The sequence below is a fragment of the Aquimarina amphilecti genome, from assembly GCF_900109375.1.
GTDB lineage: Bacteria > Bacteroidota > Bacteroidia > Flavobacteriales > Flavobacteriaceae > Aquimarina > Aquimarina amphilecti.
Window position 1 is genome coordinate 698,725 of sequence record NZ_FOAB01000001.1, and the last position, 26,609, is coordinate 725,333.

The following is a 26,609-nucleotide window of genomic DNA, read 5'->3' on the forward strand; positions in this document are numbered from 1 at the left end:
AAAAGTGTTATTTCTTACTGATTTTAATGGTAGATACATTATTTCGTCCATTAACCTTTATATAATACAATCCTTGAGCTAAAGAACTTAGATCTATCGCCTCTATATCATTAGAAACTTTTTTTACAGATAATACTTTTCCGTTCATACTATATATTCGGATTATAGAATTTGCTGCTCCTTGAATATTTAAAAAGTTTTCTACTGGATTAGGATACATGATAACAGTACCTTCTTTAAAAACTTCTGGAGCTCTAGTATCTTCAATTGGTGTAATAATCCAATGTAGGTTTTGACTAGTATTTGATGCATTATAGAGCTGCACATTTTGCCCATTTACACCATTAGAGCCTCCATCAAGTGCATATTCAGGAGCGTTACGTTTTATAAGTTTATAGGCTCCTCCACCCACTGATACTTTTTTCCAATGTTGATTTTCATTGTTTTCTTCACAATTCCATAAATAAACGTTCTGCCGATTAGCTCCTTGATTATTTCCGTCGATACAGTAATTGGTGCCAACTTTTTTATAGGAATAATATTCATTACCCCGATCTATTTCTATCCATTGTTGGTTTTCATTACTTTCATTGGCGGACCATAAATATACATTTTGACCATTAGCACCATCACCACCACCGTCGATAGCAAAACCTGTGGCGTTACGCTTGGTGATATGTACTATTGTATTACCACCACTACCTACATAACCAGCTTCGGTAATTCTAAAGGATTCCCAAGATCCATTATAGGATGAAGGGACCATATTAATAACACCTCCTCTATTAACTTGTAAACGCGTTAAATTGCCTGGTCCATCGGGTAGTGTAAAGAAATGCGTATTAGTAGTGTTTCCTGTTGTAAAATCCCAATAGGTCCAAGTTCCGTTTGAGGAAGTCGGTTGCATATCGGTTTCACCACCATTATTTCTTGTTCGCAATCTTGGTGTACTACCTCCTGATGCTAATTGCACATGCCAAGAACCATTTCCTTTAGCTACAAACTGCCATTCTACATCATCACCAGTTGTAGTTGTGGATGTCGTATACGCATCTTCAGCTTCACCGGTAGCAGCCAATCGTAAGTTATGCTCGGGAACATCTATATAATATGTTTTATTTGGATCAGGTGTAAAGGAAGAACTTGGTGGTTGAACGGTACCACAATCACTTAGCTGCGAGATATTATTATTAGAACCATTATTAATTACAAGTCCACAACTACTAACAGTATTGCCGTTAGCCCCAGGTTCAAGAATAATAGTATATTCCGTTTCATTTACTATTGTTGAATTATCACCATACACTACTATTGCACGTTCTTCATCTAAATCTAAAGGTCCTGGTGTTCTATGAAAGATTATATTGTGGTCATTCCCTAAAATATCTGCTATATTATGAGGTCCAATAGCATTAGGAGAAGGCATAATTGTCATTTCAATATTTTGACGAGAACGACTTAAACGAAAATCACTTAGGGGAGCATAAGTAAAATTACCACTTGACCCAATTATTGTTCCTCCTGCTGGCATATTATAATTAGTTCCTCCAGAACCACAATCAATTGCTTGACTATTAGTTACTGTTGCACTAGAAGCTAAGTAGAGACGAATACCTCCTCTCATTTGTTTTACTGTACAATTCTCGACGGTTACGCTTCCTGTATTATTATAAGAACGAATTCCATCTTCAGAAAGAGGATATACATGATTCAAAGGAATATCATACGATTCTTCAAAAGGTAATCTCCAAGAACCACTACCTGTTGGAAATTTATAGTCTGTTAAATAAGGTAAATCGTAGGTTTCTGTATCATTATATATATCGTTACTTAAACGCATTCTCCCTTCTATATAACAATTTTTAATTGTTGTTTCTGAAGCTCCACTTTGCATAAAAATACCATGTCCAAAAGCATAATGATACATTGTGATTCCATCCAGGGTATTTCCAATTCCACCACCATCACTTCCTGTAATCAAAATTCCACAACGTTTGCTCAAACCAAAGGTGTTTTGGGAACCAATACCATATTGACTTCCGTAGCCATAAGGAAAAGATCCTTTTACGATCATTTCAAGACCTTCTACTAAATTTTGATTCCCTGTAATCGACATAATAGGATCACCTCTTAATCCATATGCCAAATTATCTCTATCATTATTATAAGCACTAAAATCAGTCACTTCATCTAAACCATTCTTGTAGAAATCTTCAATAGCACCATTTCGTAAAATATTATTATCACCAGAAATAATAAAATATACCTCCCTAATAGACCCCACCAAGGTATTAATACGTGCTCCAGTCATATCTATAGTATTACCGGATCCTGTACAATTAATAACTCTAGAATTGCTGGGTAAATCCTCTAGATAATAATCACCTGATTCTAAAATTATGTTTTGATTACTATTCTGTACCGCTTCACGAAATTCAACCAATGAACTAACAATAGTTTGGGCATTTACTAAAGCATAATTAAAAAACAATAGTATTACTACCATTAGTTTACTTATCCTATTTTTAATAATCATCTTTTTTATTTTTTATATCATCTACTTGTTTACTTCTTCACAATTTTTATCGTAGAAAAGCTTCGCGAACCATTCACCTTAGCATAATACAAGCCAGAAGAAAGAAAACTTAGATCTATAGTTTCATTATTATTAGAAACATATTTTGACCATACTTCTTTTCCATTCATATCATATACTCTAATGATTGAGTTATCAGCACCCGTAATAGTTACTGTACTTACTACAGGATTTGGATACATGAATACTGGATTACCTTCGGAAATCTCTGGAGTCTTGATATTATCAATAGGTGTAATTATCCATTGTAGATTTTGGCTAGTGCTTGAAGCATCATAAAGCTGTATATTTTGTGCATTTGCTCCATTAGAACCGCCATCAAGAGCATATCCAGATGCATTTCGTTTTATGAGTTTATACGCTCCACCTCCAACTGATATTTTTTTCCAATGTTGGTTTTGATTATTCAGTGAACATTCCCACAAATACACATTTTGTCGATCAGCTCCACCGCCATTTCCATCTATACAATAGTTAGTTCCCATCTTTTGGTAGGAATAATAGCCATTACCACGATCAATCTCAATCCATTGTTGATTTACATTATTTTGATTGGCAGACCATAAATACACATTCTGTCCGTTGGTTCCATCACCCATACCGTCTATAGCAAAGCCTGTCGCATTACGTTTTGTAATATGCACTATAGTGCTAGATTCATTGTTATTGGTACTTACTTCAGTTATAGAAAATGATTCCCAAGTTCCATTTAAGCTAGAACTCATGAAACGAACTAAACCTTCACTATTAATTTGTAAACGTTTTCTCCCTGAAGGTCCATCTGGTAATGTTAAAAAGTGAGTATCAGAAATAACTCCTTGGGTAAAGTTGTAATAAGTATATGTTCCAGAATAACTAGTATCCTGCATATCCGCAAATTCTGAATTGTCTGTTCGTAAACGTGGTTTAGTGCCACCAGCAGCTCTTTGTATATGCCAAAATCCATTGCCTTTGTTTACAAACTTCCAGGCTACATCATCTCCTATAGTCTGTGTAGATGTAGTATATGGATCTTCGCTAGATCCGTTTGACGCTAGTCGAAGATTATGTGCTGGAGAATCTATGTAATATGTTTTGTTTGGGTCTGGAGTAAATGATGTTTGGGTTTCACAATCATTTGTATTAGTTATACTATTATTGGAACCATTATCTGTTACCGAACCACAAGTTTCTATAGAAGAACCTGTACTACCAGATGCAATTACTATTGGATGCTTAGTATTATTAATAACCTTATTATTCTTGCCATTATGGGTGCTTTGATAATCTAAATTTCCATTTTTGAAGCGAACTCCATCAAGTGTTCCACCAATTTGAATTCTATAATCTGAAGGAAGATTCGGGTCGCCACCGGTTAAGGTTAAATTTGAATTATCCATTCCGATAAAGGCAATACATTTTTGGCCATTATAATAAGGATCTACTGCTGGTATAATTTCAATATCAAGATCCCAGCTATCATTATCATATGTACTTTTAAAAGCGTGCCCATGAGAAATATCTGCTTTGCAATTAATTGCAGTACCACTCCCTAAACCAAAACCTTGCTCACAACCTATAGCTGTACAATTTTCAGCAATCACATTTCCAGAAGCATGTGCTAACACTACTCCGGTTCTCATATGTTTTATAGTACAATTACGAACGGTGGGATTAGAGGTTCCTCTTTCGATAATTTCTCCATTTATAAAAGTTGTACCCGCATTATATGCCCGAATACCTCCTTCTCCAGTGCTCATCATATATCCTGATGGGAGTCTATACCCCCAAACAGTCATAAAGTCAACATTATCAGCTGGAGAGCCAGTACCTTCTTCTTTAAGCATATCATCAGTGGAGCGCATCTCCCCTTCTATGTAACAATCTTCAATAATTGGATTACTGGCGGCTTGCATAAAAATTGCGTGCCCATAAGATCTATGGATTAACGTGCAATTTTTGACATGATTAGATTCTCCACGTACTAACAATGCTGAATGTTTACGATGACCGATAACTGGACCGCCACCTTTACCAAAAGCATCCCCATAACCATAGGGATACGAACCTCGAACAGTCATATGAAATCCTTCTAATAAATTATCAGATCCATCCATAACTATTGTTTGCGCTCTCTTTCTTGGAGCATTATTCCCTACATTAACTAACTTCAGGTTTTTTAAGGTGTTATTATTTCCCAAAATCTGGAGTAAATTCACATCTACATTTCCAAAACTGCTTAATACTTCAGTGTCAATATTTATAGTAACATTAGTGAAATCATAGGTACTGTTATTCCCTTCAAAAAGTAAAAGTGGATTACTAAAATCTCCAGCAGCAACATCCACTGCTGTAATAGAATATGTTCCTGGGGCTAATTTTACGTTTGCATTACTGTCATTTAAATAAGGTAATAAGGCTTGTAACGAATTGACAGTAGTTTGAGAAACTAAATTTCCAATAGTAAAGACTAAAAGAATGAATAGTATTTTTTTCATCATGATGGTTTATTAATAGGTTGTTTAAGAGTTTTAAGTATTGTTTTTGTTATTATGTTGTGGTACTATGATAATGGTACTTTCTATACCGAACGAATTAATTTTTGAAATAAATTTATGGTTGACAGTCTTATATAAATTAAATCTAGTGTGTGTAGACTTCAGTGTAAAATAATTCTGCTTATGTATAATTTTCCTAAGAATAGAATGTATAATAAATAAAGATCTGTTAGAAAATAACTGTACAGAGGTTATCTGAAATAGTAATACAGTTAACGGTAAAAGAATTGGTAAAAATTGGAGTAGCATAATAGTTACGTTAATTATTCAATCATATTATGCACCTTCTTCACTAATCTCTTATTCCAATAAAATATTGGGAATAAGATTAAAACGAATACATAATTACTATTTATACTATTGCATTTTAACACAGTATAAATTGGTTAACCAATTTCTAGGGTATTCAAATTTACACGTATCCTTACAGGTACAATTACCTAAATAATTTTTCGTGTTAATTAAACGAGAATTCGTAGGTCGATTACTATAATTCGCATTTCCTCTTTATTATAAATCAACATACCATGTTCTAACAATACCTATTCCCATTATTCTAGTATTCTGAAATTATTTTTTTAATGTATCGGTTGGGTAAAAATATTGTATAAACGTATTAAAGAAAAGAGCTAATGTTTTTAGCCTCATTCCATAAATCTTATTTGTACTTAAAATAGTTTTACATGAAAAAATATATCTTTCCAATTTGTTTAGCATTAATAACTTTAGTTTCCTGTAGTAAAGACGATTATATCGATATCCCAAATAATGCATTGAATTTTTCTACATTAAACTTACCAGAATCTCCTTTTAATTATGCTGCTATTCTTTTGCCTAATTCTTTTCTAGATAACGAATTACAAAGTGAAGATAATACGCCAAACGACAATGCTATAACTGATCATGGCGCAACATTAGGTAGAGTACTGTTTTATGACAAAAAATTATCATTAAATAATACCGTTTCTTGTGCATCATGTCATATTCAAGAAAATGGTTTCTCTGATCCCAGACAATTCAGCGTAGGTTTTGATGGTGGATTAACATCTAGAAACTCTATGGGATTGTCAAACGCAAGATTTTATGATAATGGTAGATTTTTTTGGGATGAACGAGCAACTTCACTAGAAGTACAAACACTAATACCGATTCAAGATTTAGTAGAAATGGGAATGACTTTATCTGAATTAGAAACAAAATTAGCGAATGAAGAGTATTACTCTATTCTATTTACAAATGCTTTCGGTAATGAAACCATAACTAGTGAAAGAATAGCACTAGCGATATCTCAATTTATACGTTCTATGGTTTCATATGAATCGAAATTTGACGAAGGGCTGGAACAGAGCCAAAATATAAATAGCAATTTTTCTAATTTTACGGATTCCGAAAATAGAGGAAAAACTCTTTTTATGAGTAATCAAACAAGATGTTTTGATTGCCATGCTACCAATGTATTTGTTGGCGATAATGCGAGAAATAATGGGTTAGATGCTACAATTACAGATCTTGGTGTTGGTGAGATAACGGGAAATACCAACGACCTAGGAGAATTTAAAGTTCCATCTCTAAGAAACATTGCCTTAACCGCGCCTTATATGCATGATGGCCGATTTGGAACACTTGAACAGGTTATTGAACATTATAATAGTGGTGTACAAAATAACCCAAATCTAGATAACAGATTAACTCAAGGAAATAATGTTCGTCGTTTAAATTTATCTGATGCTGATAAACAAGCTTTACTAGACTTTTTGAATACACTAACTGATAACGAATTTATAACAGATGAAAAATACGCTACTCCTTTTATTGAATAAATGAAATATTATATTATGATATATGATTGTTTTTATAAAATTAAATTCCTGCAACAATTTATTTTATATTTACTCATAATTAATTGAAAACGATGGATAAATCTTTCTCAGTTTGCGAGGAAAAGGTATATAATACATTATATAAAACTCACGCTGAAAAGCTTAGAAATCATCTTTATTTCAAATTTGGCGATTTAGACCAGGCTGAAGATATTGTACAAGAGTCATTTATTAAATTATGGGCTAAGTGTAGCACAATTATTTTTGAAAAAGCTGTTGGTTTTCTTTATACAATTTCAAAAAATCTATATATAGACTCTTTAAGAGCTAAAAAAGTTGTTTTAAAATTTGAGAAAAATAGTATGCCAGTAATGGATAATGAAGACCCTTATTTTCATTTAAGAACTAAAGAATTTAGAAATAAAATAGAAGCTACTATTTCTGCCTTACCAGAAAAGCAACGAGAAGCATTTTTATTAAATAGAATTGAAAAACTTACGTTTAAAGAGATAGCGCTAAAATTAGAAATTAGTCAAACAGCAGTAGAAAAACGAATTGCTAAAGCATTGGTTAAACTGAAAGAGATAACAGAATTACAAAAACATAATATCTAAAGGTTGGGTAATATTTAAATCTAATCGTATGTATATAAAGTGATTGTAATCAAAAACATTTAAGCGTGGAAAATAAATTTACTAAAAACAATTTAATCGCCAGATGGTTAGATAATCGTTTAGATAAAGACGAAAAAGAAAAGCTCGATGCGTCTGGAGAATTAGATGAATTAAAAGTAGTTCTAGATGACATCGATACTTGGAAAGTAAAAAAGTTTGATACCAACGCTGGTTTAGAAGATCTTAATAAACGCAAAAAATTTATCATCTCTCCTACTCCAAAAAAAGAACGAAACATAAGTAAATGGTTAAGTATAGCAGCAAGTGTAGCAATCCTGATTACTGGAGGATACTTTTCTTGGAATTATTTTTCTAATCAAACGACAACCATAAATACATTAATTGCAGAAACAAAAACAATTGAACTTCCTGGCGGTTCACAAATAACAATGGATGCTCTATCTACAATTTCTTATAATGAGAAAGACTGGCTGAATGATAGAACGATATATTTAACCGGACAAGCATTTTTTGATGTCACTAAAGGGAACTCTTTTTCTGTTATTACTGAATCTGGAAGTATTAATGTTCTAGGAACTCAGTTTAATGTAAATTCCACAAATAATAAATTTGAAGTTAAGTGTTATGAAGGGAAAGTAAATGTCACCTATAATACAGATGAAAAAATACTGACAAAAGGAGAATCTGTATCTGCAAAAGAAAACAGACTATTCAGTACCTCACATACCACAATTACTCCTGAATGGATCAATGGCTATAGTAAATATAACCAAGTAGTTTTATCAGAAATTGTAATTGATCTAGAGAAATATTACACAACAAAAATAATGCTCCCTAAAAAGTATAAGAATTTGCAGTTTACAGGTACTTTAACCCACAAAAATTTAAAAACTGCTTTACAAACCTTATTTAGCTCTATGGAGATAGAATATAGTATAGACAGTAATAATGTTGTGATTATAAAATAACATATGAATTTGAGGGTTTTCTCATATCACTTCTTTTTATTCTCGTTATGGTTTTGTCTTATAAACAATAGTATTTCGCAGACAAATAATACTATTAAGTTTTCGGATAAATTAGACCAGTTGGAGCAGGAATTTGAAATAAGTTTTTCCTATAATCATACTTTCTTTGATACTGTTTTTTTAAACCAGAACACGGACTGTAATACAATTGCAGACTGTATCAATATGATAGAAAAAATGGTTCCTGTAAAATTCACAAACAATAGTACTACAAATTATGTGTTACTTCCTGTTAGAAAAGATATTACCTTCGAAGTAATTGATAATGATACTAATGAAAATATATCTTCCTTAGAATATCAAATCAATCAGGAATCCGTACAATTTCTTACCGCAGAAGAGAATATATTTACGCTAAAAGAGATATTCCTTTTAGATTCTATTCATATTATTAATTATTCCTATAATACGATTCATATAAAAGCAAAAGATCTTGTAAAGTCCCAAAAATTGAATCTAACTAAAAAGCAATTCCAGCTTAATGAAATTATTTTAAGTGGTTACCTAACAAAAGGTATTGATGCTAACGTTAGTGATCATAGCTTACAAATTAACACAGAATCCTTAGGTTTATTAGCAGGAGAAACTGATGGTGATATTTTTAATGTTATAAATAATATTCCTGGAATACACTCTCCAAGTGGAAAATCTGGAAATCTTAATTTTAGAGGGAATACGTATGATCAAAACCTTGTTCAGATAGATGATATCCCTATTTACCATTCAGGACATTTCTTAGGAGCTATTTCTCCTTACAACACTTCTGTGGTTACTAATGTAGAGGTTCAAAGAAACATGCTGCCTGTAAAGTTTGGCGGTCGTGTTGGTGGACTTATTGATATGACGACAAGTGATAAAATACCAAATAGTACTCAATATGGAATTGCAGTAAATACATTATTTGCTGGCGCTACTATTAAAGCAAAACTTATACCAGATAAACTATCATTTTCCGCTGCTTTTAGGACAAGCTATCCAAATTTTAAAACTCCCAAGTTAGAAGCTATTTCAACACTTATTTTTCAAGGAAGTAGATTAGAGTCTATTTCTGATGAAATAAATACTTCTTCTAATTTTACTTTTGATTTTTTAGATATGAATGCTAAATTAAATTACAAAATTAATGATAGACATACTGCTTCTTTAAGTTTTATAAATATTCAAAATAATTTATCCGCCAAAATTGACAATACCGGTAATAATAATCAAACTGATTTTAGGGATCTGGAACTAGACAATTGGGGAATTACAGGTAAGTGGAAAGCTGTTTTTTCCGAAAAACTTACAACTGAATTAAGGGTTAGTAAATCTAATATGAATCTTGTAAGTCTTAGTGAAGGTTTTGTATTAGAAGAAAGATCAAACAGAGAAAAATTTGACAATGTCATTTCTGATACTCGGTTAATTACAGAAGTAATCTATGATTACAGCACAAATACTTCATTTGAAGCTGGATATACCTTAACTGAACATAAATTAATTAGTAATGAAATAGAAGAACAAAATGGTATCGATTCTGAAAGAAAACAGGATGCCATAGTACACTCCTCGTATATATCTTTTCAAAAAAATTGGAATGATAAATTAAATATCAACTTCGGATTTCATAATAATTATTACGCTCCTTTGAAAAAATTTTATGCTAACCCTAGATTATTAGCTAGTTACTCTATTAATAATAAACTATACTTAAAATCATCTTTAGGAACATCAAATCAGTTTATTCAAAAAAAATTAAATAATGATTTTGATGATTTTAATATAACTAATCAATTATGGTTTTTACCAAATGATGATATTGCTACACAAAAAGGAATACAAACAATGTTAGGTGGTGTTCTTAATAAGTCTAAATGGTTAATAGATTTAGAATTGTATTATAAAAAAACTAACAACATCACCAATAAATCTAGTGATGTTCATGGAAATATTTCTAGCGTAGGAGCAAATATATTTGTAAAGAAAAGATGGCATAGGTTAGAAACCTGGATAAGCTATGCGGTAAGTAAAACTGAAACGGATTTTAATAACAAGAAAACAGATGCTTTCTTCGATCAAAGACATGTTATAAATCTAACAAGTTTACTAAATCTTAATAAGTGGAAATTTGCAATTTCTTGGGGCTATTTTTCTGGAATGCCTGTTATTTTTTCTGACGAAACCGATTCTGGAAATACCCCAGATCCTATATCTTCTGATCGCTTTGATGCATTACATCAATTAGATTTTTCTTCTTCATATACATTCTACAATCCATCAAAAAGTGTTAAAACTGTTATTGGTTTATCTATACTTAACGTCTACAATCAAGATAATACAGTAAATGTTTTTCAAAATACTACAGAAAACACATTCAGAAAAGCAAGTAACTTCTCTCCTAACCTTCAGATTAATTTATTTTTTTGATTACCCAAAACACAAATAACACCTTGAAAATCAATATCTAAAACATTTTTCATCATAAAGAATTACAGAAGTGATATTTTTTTTAGAAAAAAAGGTTGGGTAAAAATATAGTTCATACGTATTACACATAAACAAGCACATTATAGTTTTTTTATGATGCTTTTATTGTGGAATTTATTAATACCAAAAATTATGAAAATAAAGAATTTAAAATGTACAACTTTTTTATTAGCTGGGATATTCATGTTTCAATCATGTAGTAAAGATGATGACTTTATAGATGATATTGATTCTCCTGATATAGATGTTGAATTAACAGACAAAACAACAGAACTTATAACAGAATGGAGTAATCTTTGGGTATCAATAGATCAATTTACAGAAGGCATGAGACCGAATACAATAACCAGATCCTTAGCCTATATTCACTTAACAAGTTATGAAACAGCTGTTCCTTTTATGGATAATTATTCATCTAATACAGATAGATTTAATAACTTAAATATTAATACAAATACTCTTGAAGATAATGTAGACCTAGAACTAGCTTTAAACACTGCTTATGCATTAGCCATAGATCATTTTATGATTAATCTAGAAACAGGAATACGACAAAGAATTTCTGATTTTCAAGAAGAAAAAGAAATAGAATTAACTGAAGGACTATCTGAAGATGAAATTGAAAATTCAGAAACTTGGGGGAGACATGTTGCGCAAAGAGTAATTGCTTATAGCGAAACGGACCAAGATGGTGAAGAACAAATACTAAATCCAACTCCTCAAGACTATATAGCTCCAGTAGGTGTAGGTTTATGGGCGGCTAATGAAAACGAAGATGCTTGGTTTCCATATTGGAGAGAAGTTAGAACATTTGCAATAACACCTGAAGAATCAAGTAGTGTAGAATTCTCTTCTGTATTACAACATAGTACGAATCCATCAAGTGATTATTACCAACAAATGAATGAGGTATATGAAACAACCACAACTGCTGCAGCGGATAATAATGAAGATTTATGGATAGCAGAATTTTGGGCGGATGATGTTGAAGGTCTTATGATTAGTCCACCAGGCAGACAATTTTCTATTGCTAACCAATTAATCGAACAAAATGATTTAGCATACGATAAAGCATTGGAACTTTTATTAAGACTTGGTTTTGCAATAAATGATGCAGCGGTATCTGCTTGGGATGATAAATACACATATAATATCGAACGTCCTAGCAACTATATTTGGGAATATATTAATGATGATTTTTCTTCTAATCTATCAAGGTTTATCGAAGAAACAAATCCCGCATTTCCAAGTTATCCATCAGGTCATGCTACTTTTGCTGGTGCAGGTGCTGGTGTATTTATAGCTTTTTTCGGGACTGATAGTATTGATTTTACGGATACAACCTATAGTGACTTCACTGATATAGAATTTAATGGAACACCAAGAAGTTTTACTTCTTTTACGGAAATGGCAACAGAAAATGCTTATTCACGAGTACCATTAGGTGTTCATATAGAACAAGATGCAATCGAAGGTTTACGATTAGGTTATGAAATCTCTGATGCAGTAAATAGCATAAACTTACAGTAGATAATTAAATTTTTATAGCGTTACCCCAAAACAGATTGTTAGTTTTTTGAGTTGTTTTTAATCCTGTAGATCTATTTCTACAGGATTTTTTTTGTAAAATTACTTTTATAAGCCCTACCTAAAGGAATTGTCTTTTGATCAATTAGATATATCTGATTACCAGAAAATTTTTCAATTTTTGAAGTATTAATAATATAAGATTTGTGTACTCTCATAAACTTTTTAGGAGGTAAAAGTTCTTCCCAATAACGTAAAGTCTCCGAAGACACGAGTTTTTTATCTTGTAAATGAATTTCTGTATAATCCGTGTCGGATATAATATATGTAATGTCGTCAATAAGAATCCGCACATGATCAAAACCAATTTTTGCATATACCTCCTTAATTTCTTGATTATTAGCACCTAAAGAAAACTCTTGCTTTTTACTTTCTACTTTGGAAACAGCTTTAATAAACCTTTGAAAAGAAAACGGTTTTAGCAAATAGTCCACGACATCAAACTCATAACTCTCCAAGGCATAATTCGGAAACGCCGTAGTAAGAATAACTTGAGGTGGATTAGAGAGTGTTTTTAAAAAATCAATTCCCGAAATCTTAGGTAAATGTATATCCAAAAAAATAACATCTACCTCAGTAGACTTCATTAGTTGCATAGCTTCAATAGCATCTGTAAAGGTTCCCAAGAGTTTTAGGGTACCCATATCTTCTATATATTTTTTTAGAATACGTTGCGCCGGTAATTGATCTTCTACAATGATGCAATTCATGGTTCTTTGGACTTTTTTAGATCGATCATTAATTGAACTTCATACATATTTTTATCGCTATTAATATGTAATTTATGTGCCTTTGGGTATAATATATCTAATCGTTTTTTTACATTTTCTAAACCAATTCCACTATCCAAATTATTAGTATTAGTCTGGTTTTTATATGTATTAGAACAATTAAAGTAAAGCATTCCATCATGTGTTACCTTAATATCCATATTTATTATGATCCCATCGGTCTGACTAGAACTACCGTGCTTTAGAGCATTCTCAACAAAAACGATCAATATCAATGGAGCTATCCAAAAATTTGCTCGTTCAATATTTTTAGATAACGTAACTGTGCCTCTCCCTTCTATTTGTAATCGTCCTAAATTGATAAAGTTTTCTAATTGTTCTACTTCTTTAGAAAGAGAAACATATTTTGCTTTACATTCATAAAGCATATATCGTAGTACGCCTGATAATTCCAAGATGAGTTCTGGTGTACGAGGAGATTTTTCAATTGCATATGAGTATAAATTATTCATATTATTAAAAAGGAAGTGAGGATTAATCTGTGATTTCAAAAATTGAAGTTCACTCTCTTTTACAGAATCCTTTAATTCTTTAACTTCTCTTTGTTTGATAAGTGCATCCCATCCAAATTTAAACCCCGCCAATACAGACAATGTAGGTAATGTACTCATTAGATTATATATTACGCCTAAAAACTTAGCTCCACGAGTATCCGGAAAGTATATCTTTTCTAATATAGATTCTTCTACAAAAATTACTCCCGTCACAACTAAACTAAAACACAAAATAAACTTTAAATATGCTCCAGGATATAAAAACCTTGGAAGAAGTACATAATTGATGATAAGACCAGCAGTTACAAAATTTAAAAAAAATACAAATTGGTAGAATTGTATTTCTGGATTGCGGCGGTCAAAAGAATAGAAAATAAATACTACGATATGTAATATCACTTGGAACCAAACCTCTTTATGTAATAATGTGTTTTTCACAATATCTAAAAATTGTACAACAAATATAGTTTATTGCTTTTCTAACTATATAATATTGTATCTAATCCACTAAATCAATACCCCAAACGACAAATCTATTACTGTTAATAACAATCATGTCGTTTATAGGATTATAATAGTTGTTTACCCAAGTAAATTTTTAAAAAACAGCTCATCTTCTTTCCTTTGAAAAATCAAAATATAATAAAGCATATAATGAACAATCGGGTTTTTATAATCTTACTTTTTTTTACGGCTACAATCTGGGCTCAAAATAAGGAAACTCTAATTTCTGGTACACTAGTAGAAGCAGAAACAGGTCAGCCTATACCCTATGCTACAATTGTTCTAAATGACACAAATTCTAAAGCCACTATTTCTGGTGCAATTACTAATGACAATGGAACTTTCGAAATAAATACTACAGCAGATAATTTCTATATCGAAATCAGCTTTATAGGATTCAAAACGCTTCAACTGCGAACGTTTGAAACAATAGAAAATAGAGTTAGTCTTGGCAAAGTTAAACTATATCAGGATAGCGAAACATTGGACGAAGTTGTTGTTCGAGGTGAAGTGTCGAAAACAGAATTTAAGCTTGATAAACGTGTTTTTAATGTTGGTAAAGATCTCAGTACAGCGGGTGCAAGTGCATTAGAGGTACTTAATAATGTGCCTTCGGTTAATGTCAATATAGAAGGAGAAATAAGTTTAAGAGGAACTGGAGGAGTTCAGATATTGATCAATGGAAAACCTTCAGTTTTAGCTGATGAATCAAGTAATGCTTTGGGAACCATAACAGCTGATATGATTCAGAGTATAGAGGTAATCACTAATCCTTCGGCCAAATATGAAGCTTCTGGTACTTCAGGGATTTTAAATATAATCCTAAAAAAAGAAGAAAAAAAGGGATGGAATGGCTCCATTTCACTTAATACAGGAATTCCCGACAATCATAATGTAGGAGTTAGTCTTAATCGTAGAACAGAAAAGTTTAATCTATTTACTCAGATCGGTGCAGGTTATCGATCATTACCAAGAGATAATGAAGCGATCAACCGTAATTTAGAAAATAATGAAGTTATTTTTAGTGAAGGTGAAAATTTTAGAAATGAAACTTTCTTCAATATAACTTTAGGAACAGACTACCATCTTAATGAATATAATGTGTTTACACTTTCTGGGAATTTTGCTTATGAAATAGAAGATCAACCTTCTGAAACGAATTTCCGCTTTTTTGATGGTGATAATACATTAGTATCACAATGGGTACGTAACGAAACTACTGATGCAACAAATCCTAAATGGCAGTATGAGTTTAATTGGAAAAAACAGTTTAAAAACAATAAAGATCACACTTTTCAATTAAGCGCTTTAGGAAGTTTCTTTGGAAAAGACCAATCTTCTTTATTTGAGGATACCACAATAGAAGGAGAAAATGTTGACAGTAACCAACGTACTGCTACCAATTATCAGCAAGCAGACTTTACGTTTAAGACGGATTACACAAATCCATTAACTGAGGAATATAGTATCGAAACAGGAGCTCAGTATGTTATAAATGATGTAGGTAATGATTTTGAAGTTGAAGATTTAGTTGATGGAGAATATGTAATTAACGAAAGCCTTACCAATGATTTTGAATGGATACAAAAGGTATTAGGTGTTTATGCCACTTTATCATATGAAAATGATATTTGGGGGGTTAAAGGAGGTTTGCGAATAGAGAATACTGATTTAGAAACATTATTGGCAAATACGAATGATGGCAGCTCACAAAATTTCACTAATTTTTTTCCAAGTTTTCATACATCTTATACGATAAGTGAAACGTTTTCACTTCAGGCTGGTTACTCAAAAAGAATTTTTAGACCTCGATTAAGAGATTTGAATCCTTTCTTTAATATCCGAAATAATTTTAATATCAGAACAGGGAACCCAGAACTACAGCCAGAATTTACTAATTCTTATGAACTAACCAGTATCTATAAAATAGGAAAAGCCAGTATGAGTTCCAGCCTATATCATCGTTATACAACAGACGTTGTAGAAAGAGTATCAACGTTTATTGATAACGTAAATTTTAGTACTCCAGAAAATATAGGAACTAATTCATCCATAGGTTTTGAAACAAATGGGAAATATAGCCCTACGAAATGGTTAACTTTTACAGGAGATTTTAATTTCAACTATTTTGATCGTAAAGGAACTTTTGAAGATCAAGTATTTGATTTTAATGGAAATCAATGGTCCACCAGATTAGGCACGAAACTAGGGTTACCTGCTGATATCGATTTAGAAATCAATGGAAATTATCGTTCAGATTTCGAAACTGTACAAGGAAAACAAAGTGGATTTGCTTTTCTAGATCTTGGAATGCGTAAAAAAATATTAAAAGGAAAGATAGTTGCTAATCTTGGTATTCGAGATATTTTTGCTTCTCGAATTCAGGAAAATTTTGTAAATCAACCAACTTTCGAAACCTATAATTTTGGACAACGTGGACGCTTTTTCACTTTTGGACTAAGTTATGCCTTTGGCAAAGGAGAAGCCATTTCTTACTCAGGAAGGAGAAGATAAGATCCAACATGTTAAAAACATATTACCCCAAAATATATTGATAAAATTGAGTACTAATGGATGGTATAGATTTACCATCCATTAGTACTCAATTAGTAATCTATTTTTGTATTACCATACGTCTAGTTTCTGTATAATTTCCTGCTTTAAACACATAAAAATATACACCATTACTGTGTATGTTATCTACATTAAAAACAACTTCGTGATCTCCTGCATTTTTGACCTCATCAATAAGTTTAGAAACTTCTTGACCATAAATATTATAAACAGTAATATTAACCAAAGATTCTTTACTTAGATTATATTTTATGGTACTCTGCGAAGTAAAAGGATTAGGGAAATTTTGTTCTAAACCTGCAGATGATTTTTCTAATTCATCTATTGATAATGTATTACCAAAATCAACATCACTAGTAGAGTAAAATGCTTCTGGACTAAGAGAACGTTGCCAAATACTATAAATGACGTGCTTTCCTGTTCTATTTGGTAAAACTACGTCTATATTATCTTCTGATGAAAGTGGTAATTCTCCGGTACGTTTAAGAAGCTCTAAACTATCCCATGTTAAAGGGTCATTGGGAGTCCAACCTTCTTTGGTTATATATACTTCATAATATAATGTTGCATGAGGGGCTGTAATAGACCAAGTTAATGTCAATGGACCAGGAGAAACAGGTGTTGCTACCCAATCATCTCTTACTTGATCTAATCCTCCATATTTATCCGGTCGGCCGGCACTTGCAAGATTACCATCATCAATTATATCTCGATGCATCCCATTCGCATCCATTCGTGCAACTTCATTCCAATCATATAAAGCTTGCGTTCCGTGTGAAGCTACCATAGCAATACACGCTGGTGAATCTGGGCTTTCCGGATTCTCTTGAAAACAAACCCATACACGACTTGGAGGGCTAGTTACTGTACCATGTGGAGAAATATTAGATGTGAAAAATAAGGCTGTACAACATAGAACTCGTAGTGAGTAGGTTTTTTTGAGAAACCTTATATTACATAAGATTTCTTTTGTTAGAGTTTTGATTTTCATGACGATTAGTGTGTTTAATTAAGTTTTATGATATAATCTGGGTTAATAATCAATACTTTTTTACAAGTAATAAAATTGATTTATGTTACATACACTATATCGTTTGTCATTATATTTTATTGTATAGTATTTATTTATTTTTAAGTAGTTAACCCTTTCATCTTCAAATAATACTTTATGTCTTTTTATTAAAATGTACACTATAATATATTTTATAAGTTTATCTTAAAAAATCACTTAACCACTTAAATAATTCTTAGTATTTTGGTTTACATATTCATAACATTACTATAAAAGACATTACAGTTTATAAACTATGAAGTACATCATAACTGAAGAGGATCTAAAAAAAAGAAGCCACGGAATATCTTTTGATTTTGTTAATGCTGATTTCTTACATTTCATTCAGAAAGAAAAAGAACTCAATAATCCTTTTTTAAGTGATCATAATATTAAAAAACTTGAGAATGATACACTAAAGGATATAAAATCAAATATTTATACTTTTGGTACTCTCGGAATAGTATCTTTTAGTTATGGATTATATGTGTTTTTTACATTCGCACCAAGAGTAGCTATCAATTTATATACTCAATTTCCTTTTATAGAAAACGGTTCAATTCCAATTGTTATTGGTTTATCATTAATAGTAGGCTGCGCGTATAGCTATGTTAAAAGACGTGATATTCTGGTTACAAAAGTGAAATCAAAAGTTATTGAACACCTAAAGAAAATACAAAGAGAAAAATCCTCTCTTACTGATAATAAAAAAAGAAATACTAATCTACAACCTAAGAGAAAACGAAAAAAGAAGAGATAAACATAATTACAACTATTAATACTTTTACTCTTTCTCTATTTATTTAACTAAACACCCGTCATTTTCACGCCATTTATAGAATGTCGTGTTTTCGAACTCTTGATAATTATAGTTTTGTCCCTATAGACATAAATAATAGTTATGAACAGAACAAAAAGACGATATGATTTAGACTGGTGGCGAGTTATCTCCATCTTCTTGGTTTTTCTACATCATATAGGAATGCCATTTAATGGTGATGATTTTCACATTATGAATACTGAATCTAGTAAGTTATTAGATGATATTATGGTGTTCTTCGAACAATTTAGATTACCATTATTATTCGTTATTTCGGGAGCAGGAACAGTGTTTGCTTTTTCAAAACGTAGTTGGATCTTATTTATAAAGGAAAGGGCAGCTCGACTTATGATACCGCTAATATTTGGTGTATTCATTATTGTACCGCCTCAAACTTATATAGAAAACATCACATCTTATTCTTCATACATTTATTTTTATCAAAAAATATTCGAAAATCTGAATGTAAACCATCTATGGTTCATTGAAAACCTATTTTACCTTTCTATACTATGCATACCTATAATTATATGGATTAAATCCAATAAATCTACATCGTTTAAAATTGTATTGAACAAATTTTGTTCTAAACCATTTGGAATATCCCTTTTAGTAATACCACTAATACTTATTAAGGTAATCACGAAACAATACTTTCCCGAAGATAATACGTCTATAACTAATCTTTCTGTTACATTATTCTACGGATACTTTTTCATTACAGGAATCATTATAGCTGGTACAAAAACGTTATGGGATTCATTAAAAAAATATCGTAAGTATAATTTTGCAATAACAATCATTGCTATTCTATTGTTTTATGCATATTACTTTCTTCCTAATCACATAACATCTACTTATTGGAATATTTCTACTCGTTGGAATATTTGGTATGGTTTAACTGCTCTATTAAGTTGGGCTATAATTATTACACTGTTAGGATATGGCCAGATTTGGTTAAATAAACCAAGTATATTACTAAAGAAACTTAATGAAGGTATTTACCCATTTTATATACTACATCAAACAATTATTATCATTTTTGGATATTATATATTACAACAATCTTGGAATATTACTGTAAAAATTTTAATTCTCACAATTACTTCCTTTATCACAATTGTATGTTTTTATAAGTTTATTATATATCCCTTTAGGTTAACTAGATTTGTTTTTGGAATGAAAAAAAAACCTAAACATTCTAAAACTATAACACGACATCCCAAATGAAATAGAACATCCTGAGTTAATTAATAAGTTATATGATAAACTCAGGATATTAATTGTTCTAAATAAATTATATTATATAGTATCTAAGAGATATTAGTTATTCCACTGGATCATTTCTTTTAAACCGGTTGGATCAAACCAATGACCTCTTAGCATAACACCTTCTGGTTTATTTAATACTTCGAGATTGTTCAGTGGATTTGATGATAGTAATATTATATGCGCAGTATAGTTTTGTTGTATTTTACCAACGAAATAGCTGTTATCAATAAACTTATTGATATAAACTCCTGCATTAACAGTGGCTGCCTTTAATGCTTCATAATTACTTAAACCTGCCTTAGTAAAGTTTTTAATTTCATTAATTGCTGATTCTCCAGGAGCAGCTGCGGGAAAAGCCGTGTCTGTTCCTACGAGCATCTTTACTCCCGCTTTATGAAAATGTTTTACAATAGGAAAGTAAAATTTATAGACTTTCTCTACATACGATCTACCACTTATATCTCTAGAACCATACCAATCTGCTTTGTATATTTTTTGGATCTTCGGATGTAATCTTTTAGTTTGTGGTAATCGTAATATCGAGTCCATAACTTGTGGTTTCCCCCAGGTTAATTCTATTTTTTCATACGCAATAATATTAGCAATTAACCAAACGTTCGCCGCAGCGGCTTTTGTAGCAAAATCTATGACTTCTTGTTCATCAAACTCAGTAAATTGTGTGTAAATAAACTCTTCCGTATGCGCCATAGATTTTTGTCCAATTCGTAGAGCATCATCCGCAGTTAAGTTTCTAGGAATATGCCCCATCGCATGAATCCCCTCTCTTTTGGCAATTTTCATCATATGCTCAAATTGTGAAATGGTCATTTGCCCATATATTTTTATAAAATCATACCCTTTTTCTTTGTCTTCCATGATTCGCTCTTCTATTTTATCTAAGGATACTGTTTTATAATTAGAACGATTAAGTTCACGAACGACTCCCCCACGACCGGCAGTATAAATATCAGGGCCTATTATTTTTTGTTTTTTAATCCGTTCTTTTAATTTCAAAACTTTTTTAGATCCTCCCAGATTAAGGACCGTCGTGACTCCATTATTGACATAAGATCTTATCCATTCTTCAGATCCTTTATGACCTACGTGTACATGAGTATCTGTTAAACCTGGAATGAGATATTTAGTATGATTCCCATCAATTAATTTAGCACCATCTGGCACCTTTATATTTTTACTATTACCTATTGCCACAATTCTGTCATTTTTTATAATAACAGTTTGAGACATTTTTGGTATTGAATCACGCATTGTCAATACGTTTACATTGACAAATGCTTTAATGTTTTCTTGTTCCTTTGTTTTGTATGTTTGCCCATTTACAACAAGCGCATACATAAAACTGATTATTAAAAGAGTAGATCTTATTTTTTTCATTACTTAATAACATAATTATTAATTTACTTGTTTTTAGCCAATGTCTTATGTGCTTTCATTAGATTTGATAAACCTGAGTCCATATTTTTATTCATTAACCATAGCCCCGAACTGAGTAAAGAATTTCCGGTAAAATTTTGCTCTACCAATGTTAACCTTTTATCAGGATCAATGATCATAAAACGCTCTCCATAACCATCTGTCCATATTGTATTTGTATCAGAAGCTGTCCACCATTGATAACCAAATCCATCATATCTACCATAGTTGATATGGTTGTTAGAAAGATCACTATGTGATGATGTACTTTTTATGATCCAATCTTCTGATATAATTTGTTTCCCGTTCCATCTACCTTTGTTAGCTACCATAGATCCTATCCTTGCAAAATCACGAGTACTTATATAAATGTAATACTGCTCATGCATTGTCTTTTTCTTAGGCATAAACCAAGGACTACCCATAATTACATTATCTGAATCAAAATCTTGAAGGCCTAATGGTTTTGCCAGGTATTCTTCCATAAATTCCCCAATACTAGTTTCCGTTTCTTTTATGAAAATTGTACCTAAAGCATTGGCATCAAAATTATTATTAAAGAAATAAGTTCCAGGTTTATGACTTTCGCGTTTTGGACGTTGTGTGATTTGATTATCGTGCTCACCAGAAGCAGGTAAATAAATACTTGATTTACCCATTAATAAATCCCTTATAGTTGCACTTTTTTCTTGAGTAGTTAATGGAATATATTCATCAATATCAAGTTCTGAAAGTGTTTTGTCGAGATTGATTAACTTTTTATCAACAGCTATTCCATAAAGTAAACTTAACATCGCTTTACGAGTTGAATGCCCGTTCATTATTTTATCAGTTGGTCCATATTCATAAATCACTTTACCGTCCTGCATTACCATAATAGCCCTGGTTCGTTTTGGTTCTATACTAGGAGTTAACATCGCTCTTATATCATCAGAAACTGGAGTGCCATGTGTTAGTTTTGTTTCATAAGAAGGCGAAGGATTACTGACTTGCGGGACTAATAAATATATCGTAAGTAATATAATCGTGGTACAAATACCGATTATAATTCGTTTTATAGTAATATTCATCATTTCAATTTTAATTAAATTCTTTGATTAGTTTATATATCGATCTATACTTATTTTTCTACTTCTATTATTAGCCTGTTCTACGGACTCTAACATTTTATCTAATGTTGGTCTACCTAATAATTTACCATTCGTAATTACAGCTTCAATAGTACGTGTATTGCCAATGTTTTCTAGTGGATTTTTTTTTAGCAATAATAGATCTGCCTTATAATCAACCTTAATCTTACCAATATCTCTTTGCATCCATTCTCCCGCGTGCATTGTAGTAGCTTGTAATACACCAGAAGTACTTAGTCCAACCTTATGAAGACAAACCAATTCTTCGTGCAAAGAAAATCCAGGTATTGCGCAAGCTACATTAGCATCTGTACCCGCTACCACCGTAGCATTATGTTTTATTAATGCTTTGGTCATAATATGATGAGCTTTTACATAGGTGTCCCAATATATTTTAACTCTTTTATAAAGTTCAGGATCATTTTTAGCATCTAAATTCTCGTAGTAATTATTTCCAGGTGTCCATCCTCTGGTGATACTCGAACCTTCTACGATACCTGGATTAGCATATTCTAATGGAATGGTTTTAATAAAACTATCTAGTTCTAACTTTTGCTTAGGAAAACTTTCTACTAACCATATTGTAGAGGATACTACGATATGGTTATCCTTAATTTTTATTGCAATAGAATCAGCATTTTTTTCTAAGTATTTCAAGTATTCTTCTGTTTTGTTGGAATAAACAATTCCAAAATCATTCATGGTATTTTTAACAATTTCTTCTATATGAGTCAACTGGGACTGTCCAGATTTATATAAACCTTCTAATCCTACATCTGGACCTAAATGTCCAATCGCAGGAATATTCTGTTTATTTGCTTCATCAACGATTGCATTATAAATTTTGGATTCTAAATTGGTGAGTTTAATTGCATCATATCCTTGTTTCTTAAACTTTCGAACTGCTCTACGTGCTTTTCGTTCTGTTCTATATGTTTTAGGAGCTCCAAACCAACTTCTAATTTTTGGCATTACACCTTTTTCACTACCTAACTTCCTTGTAGCTACATAAAGATTAGGGCTTAAAGATCCTTTTTCTACCTGCTGCCGCCATTCTAAATGTGATTCATCTCCAAACATTTCTCCAACAGTAGTAACACCATTTGCGAGATACAATAAGAGATCATTTTTACTTTTCTTTAAATGTACATGAGTATCAATTAAACCAGGTATTAAATATTTACCACTACCATCTATACTAGTATACTCATCGGTTACTTTAATTTCTTTCTCTATTGAAACTATTTTACCTTCTTTGATTAATACTGTTAGACTATCTAACATTTTAGTACAATCTGTAGATAGTACATTAACATTAGTAATTGCTAAAGGTGAATTAATTGAATTAAAAATTGAAGAATCTACTAGTTCTGTTTTCGCTCCTTGATGTTGATTGATTTTTGAATTGATTCGGATACAAGAACCAATACTAATTATAAGTAATAATAGTACTATTCCCAATATCCATTTTTTGATTGATGTTCTTTTCATTTGTTTTGATTAATTTTAAATTGATTATTAAAACATACAAAACAACAGTAAAATCAGTGATACTGGGTCTCTCTGCTTCTAAAGAGACAAGAAAAATAAGGATTAAAGAGATATTTTGAATTCCGAAGGAGATTGACCGGTTACTTTTTTGAATAACCTATAAAAACTAGCTTTCGATTTGAAACCACACTCATAAGCAATTCCTTCTATCGTATAATCGTTATAAGAAGGTAATGCAACTAATTTTTTAAACTCTTTAATGCGGTAGCTATTAACAAAATTATAAAAGGACATTTGGATATGTTGATTCAATAATGCTGATAACTTTTTATCAGTCGTATGTATCCCCAATGCTAATTTATTAAGCGTTAGATCTTCATCCAAATAGGGCTTTTCTTGTTCCATAAATGCTACAAGTGATTCCTCTAAAGAATAAAACTCAGATGCTAGTTTGTTATTTATTACCTTCCTTTCTCCTGTATTATTTTTAGAATTTTCTAACAGGAAATAAGGTACCAACACCTTAGATTGTTTAACTCCATAATAAACTCCATAACAAATGGAAACAGAAGTTAACAGCATAATCATATTTTGAGTTCTCCATTCTAAATACCCAATAAATAATTGATAGGCCACAAAAAACAAGTCGACGAAAATTACAATTAGTGGAGTTACCAAAAGATATTTAACCCAGATAAAGTTGTTATTTTCTATAGAAGAATAATTACATTTTAATGCTTTTTTGAACTTATTAAAAGTTCTAAAACTTATGTAGATATAAATTAAAAATATAACATCTAATAGCGGTCGTTTTAAAAAAAGATATTCTTGGATAGTGTTATTATAGTCTACAAAGTATTCTTTAGAAACCAGCGCTATTTTATGAGGTAGAGATATTATAAAGAGAAAAAGAACAAATGGAATTAGATGTATCAACCCATTTTTTAAAACTATTTTATCTTCTAAAAACAACGATTGAATATACAGTAATAAAAGTGGTCCTAGTGCTAATTTAACGCCATAAACAGGTAAAAAGCTAATATGTAATAATATGTCAATATTATGAATCGAAGCGTAAGATTCTAACAAAACAAAAACCAACAACCCAAAGTAGACTATCAGAATTGATTTATGCAGTCCTTTATCTTTGGATTTATAAAAAATATAGATATAAATACAAGAAAAAAGCATTCCTAAAATAAAAAGAAAATCGTAAACTAACTTCACCTATAATTTTTAGGTCAAATATAAGTAGTAAATATTTTTAAAACCATAATATATACTTAGCCATTTAATTTTATGAGATGGTTATATTGTTTAGGAATTCTTTTTTCTGTAGGATGAAGGTGTTACTCCTTCAAATTTTTTAAAAGCACTATTAAACGAAGAAAGGCTATTAAACCCAGTATCAAAAGCTATAGAGGAAATCGTGTATTTATCACTAATTGAATTAGACAATATTGATTTAGCCTCCTGAATTCTATGATAATTTATAAAATCATTAAAATTTTGATTAGCATATTGATTAATAACCGAGGATGTTTGTTGTGTACTTTTTCCTAAAATATCACTAAGCTTTACTAGGGATATATCCTGTTCTAGATAAAATTTGGTGTCTATTACTAACTTCGATATTTGATCAAATAGTAAGTGGTTATTATCTATTTTGAAAGCATCTCCATCTAGATCTGTTGCTTTTAACTGAAACGCTTTATAACTTAAAAAATAAATAATGATGGAGTATACAATTGGACCAACAATATATGGTATTGTTTCATCTAACAAATTTAATACATATGAAATCCAAATAATTGAAATACCAATTACCAAAACATATAACCAGTTAAATATTGCTCTTTGGGATTTTGTGATTAATGTTTCTCTATATTTATTTTTTGAACTTCTTATCGTAATCCAAGCTAAAACTATGTAAAAAGCAAGATGTAAGTAAATGAAAATAAGACCACTCCCAAAAACAACAATAACTAATCTGCTATTTTCATACCATTCTTTAGTAACAAAAAGACTAGAACAAAAAATCAATAAAAATGGAATTAATTCCAAAAAATGATGTTTCTCTAATTTGAAATTTGGCTGTATCATTCCCAAAACATACCATCTTAAAAAAGGGCCAATCAATAAGAGAAAAGCTAAACCAATAAAAATAAAAATAGGTTCTAGGCCATTGCCAAAATTTAGCATAACAGATTTTCCTATCCGAAAAGCCATGCAAATTAATATCAACCCTAATAAAAGATTAGTTAATGTTTTTTTCTTTTTAAATCCTATTAAATAAAAAGCAAATAATATCCCATGCAAAAGCCCTGCACTGCTAACTAAAATAAGTAATATATCAGAAAAATTCAATAGGTTGTTTTT

Annotated in this window: 18 protein-coding genes; 8 read left to right on the forward strand and 10 right to left on the reverse strand. The window is 31.0% G+C overall.

Annotated features, from left to right (window positions below; all coding sequences use genetic code 11):
- Positions 1 to 7: 7 nt before the first annotated feature.
- Complete coding sequence (locus tag BMY33_RS03100) at positions 8 to 2,536, reverse strand: RICIN domain-containing protein (RefSeq protein ID WP_091405427.1); 2,529 nt, start codon at positions 2,534 to 2,536, stop codon at positions 8 to 10.
- Positions 2,537 to 2,565: 29 nt separating this feature from the next.
- Positions 2,566 to 5,073, reverse strand: a complete 2,508-nt coding sequence (locus tag BMY33_RS03105) for an RICIN domain-containing protein (protein ID WP_170836988.1) — start codon at positions 5,071 to 5,073, stop codon at positions 2,566 to 2,568.
- A gap of 743 nt (positions 5,074 to 5,816) precedes the next feature.
- Here BMY33_RS03105 and BMY33_RS03110 point away from each other — a divergent pair.
- The 5 genes from BMY33_RS03110 to BMY33_RS03130 all read left to right on the forward strand — a co-directional run bounded on the left by BMY33_RS03110 (position 5,817) and on the right by BMY33_RS03130 (position 12,612).
- Positions 5,817 to 6,953, forward strand: a complete 1,137-nt coding sequence (locus tag BMY33_RS03110) for a cytochrome-c peroxidase (RefSeq protein ID WP_091405432.1) — start codon at positions 5,817 to 5,819, stop codon at positions 6,951 to 6,953.
- Positions 6,954 to 7,045: 92 nt separating this feature from the next.
- A complete protein-coding gene (locus BMY33_RS03115) occupies positions 7,046 to 7,567 on the forward strand; it encodes an RNA polymerase sigma factor (protein ID WP_244542967.1) in 522 nt (173 codons plus the stop codon).
- 65 nt (positions 7,568 to 7,632) lie between these two features.
- Positions 7,633 to 8,556 carry a FecR family protein gene (locus BMY33_RS03120; RefSeq protein ID WP_091405439.1) on the forward strand — a complete coding sequence of 308 codons (924 nt, stop codon included), beginning with the start codon at positions 7,633 to 7,635 and terminating at the stop codon, positions 8,554 to 8,556.
- Between the two features lie 3 nt (positions 8,557 to 8,559).
- Positions 8,560 to 11,022 carry a TonB-dependent receptor plug domain-containing protein gene (locus BMY33_RS03125; protein ID WP_091405442.1) on the forward strand — a complete coding sequence of 821 codons (2,463 nt, stop codon included), beginning with the start codon at positions 8,560 to 8,562 and terminating at the stop codon, positions 11,020 to 11,022.
- Positions 11,023 to 11,214: 192 nt separating this feature from the next.
- Positions 11,215 to 12,612 (forward strand): vanadium-dependent haloperoxidase, encoded by a 1,398-nt coding sequence (locus BMY33_RS03130; protein ID WP_170836989.1) that lies wholly within the window; start codon positions 11,215 to 11,217, stop codon positions 12,610 to 12,612.
- 77 nt (positions 12,613 to 12,689) lie between these two features.
- On the opposite strand, the gene BMY33_RS03135 is transcribed toward BMY33_RS03130, so the two are convergent.
- Entirely contained in the window at positions 12,690 to 13,379 is a 690-nt protein-coding gene (locus BMY33_RS03135; RefSeq protein WP_091405447.1) for a LytR/AlgR family response regulator transcription factor, read from the reverse strand.
- Positions 13,376 to 14,392: a sensor histidine kinase gene (locus tag BMY33_RS03140; RefSeq protein ID WP_244542968.1), complete on the reverse strand. Its 1,017-nt coding sequence runs from the start codon at positions 14,390 to 14,392 to the stop codon at positions 13,376 to 13,378. Before BMY33_RS03140 ends, BMY33_RS03135 begins: the two co-directional genes overlap by 4 nt.
- 216 nt (positions 14,393 to 14,608) lie before the next feature.
- On the opposite strand from BMY33_RS03140, the gene BMY33_RS03145 reads away from it, so the two are divergent.
- Complete coding sequence (locus BMY33_RS03145; RefSeq protein WP_091405451.1) at positions 14,609 to 16,972, forward strand: TonB-dependent receptor; 2,364 nt, start codon at positions 14,609 to 14,611, stop codon at positions 16,970 to 16,972.
- A gap of 100 nt (positions 16,973 to 17,072) precedes the next feature.
- Here the strand turns inward: BMY33_RS03145 and BMY33_RS03150 are convergent, their stop codons facing one another.
- Positions 17,073 to 18,023: a lytic polysaccharide monooxygenase gene (locus tag BMY33_RS03150; protein WP_091405452.1), complete on the reverse strand. Its 951-nt coding sequence runs from the start codon at positions 18,021 to 18,023 to the stop codon at positions 17,073 to 17,075.
- A 316-nt stretch (positions 18,024 to 18,339) separates the two neighbouring features.
- Between BMY33_RS03150 and BMY33_RS03155 the strand changes: the two genes are divergently transcribed.
- Together BMY33_RS03155 and BMY33_RS03160 are read left to right on the forward strand one after the other, a co-directional pair.
- The gene (locus BMY33_RS03155) at positions 18,340 to 18,843 is read left to right on the forward strand and encodes a hypothetical protein (protein ID WP_091405455.1); all 504 of its coding nucleotides are present in this window, start codon (positions 18,340 to 18,342) and stop codon (positions 18,841 to 18,843) included.
- A 141-nt stretch (positions 18,844 to 18,984) separates the two neighbouring features.
- Complete coding sequence (locus tag BMY33_RS03160; protein WP_091405457.1) at positions 18,985 to 20,133, forward strand: acyltransferase family protein; 1,149 nt, start codon at positions 18,985 to 18,987, stop codon at positions 20,131 to 20,133.
- Between the two features lie 93 nt (positions 20,134 to 20,226).
- On the opposite strand, the gene BMY33_RS03165 is transcribed toward BMY33_RS03160, so the two are convergent.
- From BMY33_RS03165 to BMY33_RS03185, 5 genes are all read right to left on the reverse strand, one after another.
- Positions 20,227 to 21,570, reverse strand: coding sequence for an amidohydrolase family protein (locus BMY33_RS03165; protein ID WP_091405460.1), 1,344 nt, complete (start codon positions 21,568 to 21,570; stop codon positions 20,227 to 20,229).
- Positions 21,571 to 21,593: 23 nt separating this feature from the next.
- The gene (locus BMY33_RS03170; protein ID WP_170836990.1) at positions 21,594 to 22,679 is read right to left on the reverse strand and encodes a serine hydrolase domain-containing protein; all 1,086 of its coding nucleotides are present in this window, start codon (positions 22,677 to 22,679) and stop codon (positions 21,594 to 21,596) included.
- Between the two features lie 27 nt (positions 22,680 to 22,706).
- Complete coding sequence (locus tag BMY33_RS03175) at positions 22,707 to 24,230, reverse strand: amidohydrolase family protein (protein ID WP_091405465.1); 1,524 nt, start codon at positions 24,228 to 24,230, stop codon at positions 22,707 to 22,709.
- A gap of 102 nt (positions 24,231 to 24,332) precedes the next feature.
- Complete coding sequence (locus tag BMY33_RS03180) at positions 24,333 to 25,457, reverse strand: helix-turn-helix domain-containing protein (RefSeq protein ID WP_091405468.1); 1,125 nt, start codon at positions 25,455 to 25,457, stop codon at positions 24,333 to 24,335.
- 90 nt (positions 25,458 to 25,547) lie between these two features.
- Entirely contained in the window at positions 25,548 to 26,597 is a 1,050-nt protein-coding gene (locus BMY33_RS03185; protein WP_091405471.1) for an AraC family transcriptional regulator, read from the reverse strand.
- Positions 26,598 to 26,609 lie beyond the last annotated feature (12 nt).

Bases quoted from the DNA above. Each gene is read 5' to 3' on its own strand.
- BMY33_RS03100 (WP_091405427.1), bottom strand. From the start codon at position 2,536: ATGATTATTAAAAATAGGATAAGTAAACTAATGGTAGTAATACTATTG.
- BMY33_RS03105 (WP_170836988.1), bottom strand. From the start codon at position 5,073: ATGAAAAAAATACTATTCATTCTTTTAGTCTTTACTATTGGAAATTTA.
- BMY33_RS03110 (WP_091405432.1), top strand. From the start codon at position 5,817: ATGAAAAAATATATCTTTCCAATTTGTTTAGCATTAATAACTTTAGTT.
- BMY33_RS03115 (WP_244542967.1), top strand. From the start codon at position 7,046: ATGGATAAATCTTTCTCAGTTTGCGAGGAAAAGGTATATAATACATTA.
- BMY33_RS03125 (WP_091405442.1), top strand. From the start codon at position 8,560: ATGAATTTGAGGGTTTTCTCATATCACTTCTTTTTATTCTCGTTATGG.
- BMY33_RS03130 (WP_170836989.1), top strand. From the start codon at position 11,215: ATGAAAATAAAGAATTTAAAATGTACAACTTTTTTATTAGCTGGGATA.
- BMY33_RS03135 (WP_091405447.1), bottom strand. From the start codon at position 13,379: ATGAATTGCATCATTGTAGAAGATCAATTACCGGCGCAACGTATTCTA.
- BMY33_RS03145 (WP_091405451.1), top strand. From the start codon at position 14,609: ATGAACAATCGGGTTTTTATAATCTTACTTTTTTTTACGGCTACAATC.
- BMY33_RS03150 (WP_091405452.1), bottom strand. From the start codon at position 18,023: ATGAAAATCAAAACTCTAACAAAAGAAATCTTATGTAATATAAGGTTT.
- BMY33_RS03155 (WP_091405455.1), top strand. From the start codon at position 18,340: ATGAAGTACATCATAACTGAAGAGGATCTAAAAAAAAGAAGCCACGGA.
- BMY33_RS03160 (WP_091405457.1), top strand. From the start codon at position 18,985: ATGAACAGAACAAAAAGACGATATGATTTAGACTGGTGGCGAGTTATC.
- BMY33_RS03165 (WP_091405460.1), bottom strand. From the start codon at position 21,570: ATGAAAAAAATAAGATCTACTCTTTTAATAATCAGTTTTATGTATGCG.
- BMY33_RS03170 (WP_170836990.1), bottom strand. From the start codon at position 22,679: ATGAATATTACTATAAAACGAATTATAATCGGTATTTGTACCACGATT.
- BMY33_RS03175 (WP_091405465.1), bottom strand. From the start codon at position 24,230: ATGAAAAGAACATCAATCAAAAAATGGATATTGGGAATAGTACTATTA.